Here is a 2,698-nt window from a genome sequence, read left to right on the forward strand (position 1 = left end):
GGGGGGGGGGGACCGGCCCCGGGGCGGAGAAACCCCCCCAAGGCCCCCACCGGGGCGGGGCCCACCCCCCCGCCCCCCGGCGGGCGCCGGGGGGGAACCGGGCGGCCCCCCCCGGCCCGGGAATAGCCCGGGGCGGGGGCGCCGGGCGCCCCGGGCCTTTTCCTTACTTCAGACCATCGCTGACGGCCTTGGTCAGCGTGCCCTGCGCATCGTCACCACTGAATTCCCAGACGAACGCGCCGCCCAGGCCCTGGGTCTTCACGTAGCCCATCTTGCGGGTGATGTTGGCCGGAGTGTCGAAACTCCACAGCGTGCTACCGTTGTAGATCCAGGTGGCGCCGGCGGTGTTGTCGGTGTAGCCCGGCCAGGCCAGGTTCTTCAGTACCTTCCAGTCTTCGATGCCGGCCTCATAGGTGCCCGGTGCGGCGCCTGAGGCGGTCTGGTACAGGCCATTGTTGGCATTGGCCACGCCCGTCCAGCCACGTCCGTAGTAGCCGATGCCCAGGTTGAGCTTGGCGGCCGGCACACCCCGGCTGATGAAGGCCTCGATGGCGTCGTTGCTGTTGTACAGCTTCTGGTCGCCGGTGGACGGATCATTCGGCGAATCGAACAGTGCCGACTGGTGATTGGTCCTTGCATCCCACGCACCGTGGAAGTCGTAGGTCATCACGTTGATGTAGTCCAGGTACGGGTGATAGGCCGCCGGGTCGGTGACGCGGATCTTGTCGATGCCGGCACCCACCGCCACGGTCAGCAGAAGGCCCGGACGCACCGCATCGAGCTGGCGGCGGAACTCGGCCATGAGTGCGGTGAAGTTGGCGTTGTCCTCGGGCTTGCCGCACTCGATGCCGCAGGCCACGGGGTATTCCCAGTCGATGTCGATGCCGTCGAATACGCCCAGCGCTGCGCCCGTGCCGCCGGCGCCGTCGGTCACCGGCAGGTTGCCCTTGATGTAGGCGTCGATGCAGGAGGCGACGAAGGCCTGGCGGTTCTCCGGACGGGCCGCGCTGGAGAATCCACGCGACCAGGTCCAGCCACCCAGCGAGATCAGCACCTTCAGACCCGGATGCTTGGCCTTGAGCTGCTTGAGCTGGTTCCAGTTGCCGCGCAGCGGCTGGTCCCAGGTATCGGCGCTGCCACTGACGCTCTCGGCGGCGCTGAAGGCCTTGGTGTAATCGGCGAACGCATCGCCACCGGCGCCGCTGTTCGGGTCCGACGGCTGGGTCACGCCCACTTCGCAGCGGTTGTTGCGCACGTTGCCGAAGGCGTAGTTGATGTGGGTCAGCCGCGCGGCGGAACCGCTGCTGTCGATGTTCTTCACCCGGTAGTTGCGGCCGTAGATGCCCCACTGGGTGAAGTAGCCGATGACCCGCTTGCCGGTGCCGCCACCGTCGCCGGCCAGGGTGGTGGCGCTGATTTCCGTGCCCTGGGCGGACGCATTGCCGGCGTTGTCGCGGGCACGCACACGGTAGCGGTAGGTGGTGGACGCGGTCAGGCCGCCATCGACGTAGCTGGTGCTGGACGGAGAACCGACCAGGCTGCCGTTGCGGTACACATCGTAACCGGCCACGCCGCTGCCACCGGCGTTGTCGGTGGACGGACTCCAGCTCAGCGCGATGCTGCTGGCGGTACGGGTGCCCACCGCCAGCCCGCCGGGCACGCTGGGTGCGGTGGTATCGCCGCTGGCGGCGTTGACGGTGATGGTGATGGTCGGGGTGCTGGTGGTGGCGTTGTTGTTGTCGGTGGCCACCGCGCGCAGGGTGTGGCTGCCGGCGCTGGCATTGGCCCAGCTGGCGCTGTAGGGAGCGCTGGTATCCACGCCGATCGAGCTGCCGTCGCGGAAGAATTCCACCTTGCTGACGCTGCCGTCCGGGTCGCTGGCGTTGGCGGTGACGTTGATGGTGCTGCCGGCGCTGAAGGTAGCGCCATTGGCCGGTGAGGTCAGGCTGACCACGGGAGGCTGGTTGACGCCGCCGCCATCGCAGGCACCGAGGTTGGTGTAGTAGGGCGCACCGGCCGGATGGTCTGGCGGGGCATTCCAGATGTCCTGGTTTGCCCGGTACAGCACGCCGCCCTTCTGCAGGGTGTCGCCGGCGCGATAGATCTTGGCCTGGTCCCATTCGGCCACGCCGGCACAGCTGGCGGCCTGGGCCAGGCCCGGCAGGCTGGCGGCACCGGCGGCCAGGGCAAGCAGCCAGGCCAGGCGGCGGGGACGACAGCTTCGGGTGGAACGTTCGGCACTGCGCACAATCGGGTCGTACATGGTGTGTCTCCGATCAAAGGGCGCGCGGGCCCCGATGGCGCCGCGCGTGACGCAGGTCCGGGCGTCGCCGGGGAAGGCGACGGGAGGGGCCGGACGGAGGCACCTGGGAGGCCGGGGAGAGAGTCCGGCACCAGGTAGGGACAACGTTGTCATCAATTGCGTGGTCAATCCGTGAGCAAGCGCATGGTTCCGGGATTCGGGCGGAGCGCGCTGGCGCGCGGTCGGCGGCCAGCGGCGGAGCCCCTTCGTGGCTGGGGGGTTGGTCGCTTACAGCGGATTTGTGGGGGTTGGGGGGGGGGGGGGGGGGGGGGGGGGGGGGGCGGCTGTCGCGTCCCCCCCCCCGCCCCCGCTGGCGGTCCCCCCCCCCCCCCCCCCCCCCCCCCCCCCCCCCCCCCCGCCAACCTGCAGGAAACCGGCTTTTGACGTTGCTGTTGC

The 2,698-nt window shown here is 69.8% G+C and carries 1 protein-coding gene; it reads right to left on the reverse strand.

Annotated features, from left to right (window positions below):
• Nucleotides 1-163: 163 nt before the first annotated feature.
• The gene (locus tag ACVOME_RS18625; RefSeq protein WP_053516938.1) at nucleotides 164-2,263 is read right to left on the reverse strand and encodes a glycosyl hydrolase family 18 protein; all 2,100 of its coding nucleotides are present in this window, start codon (nucleotides 2,261-2,263) and stop codon (nucleotides 164-166) included.
• Nucleotides 2,264-2,698 lie beyond the last annotated feature (435 nt).

This window comes from Stenotrophomonas sp. STEN008 (assembly GCF_056760435.1).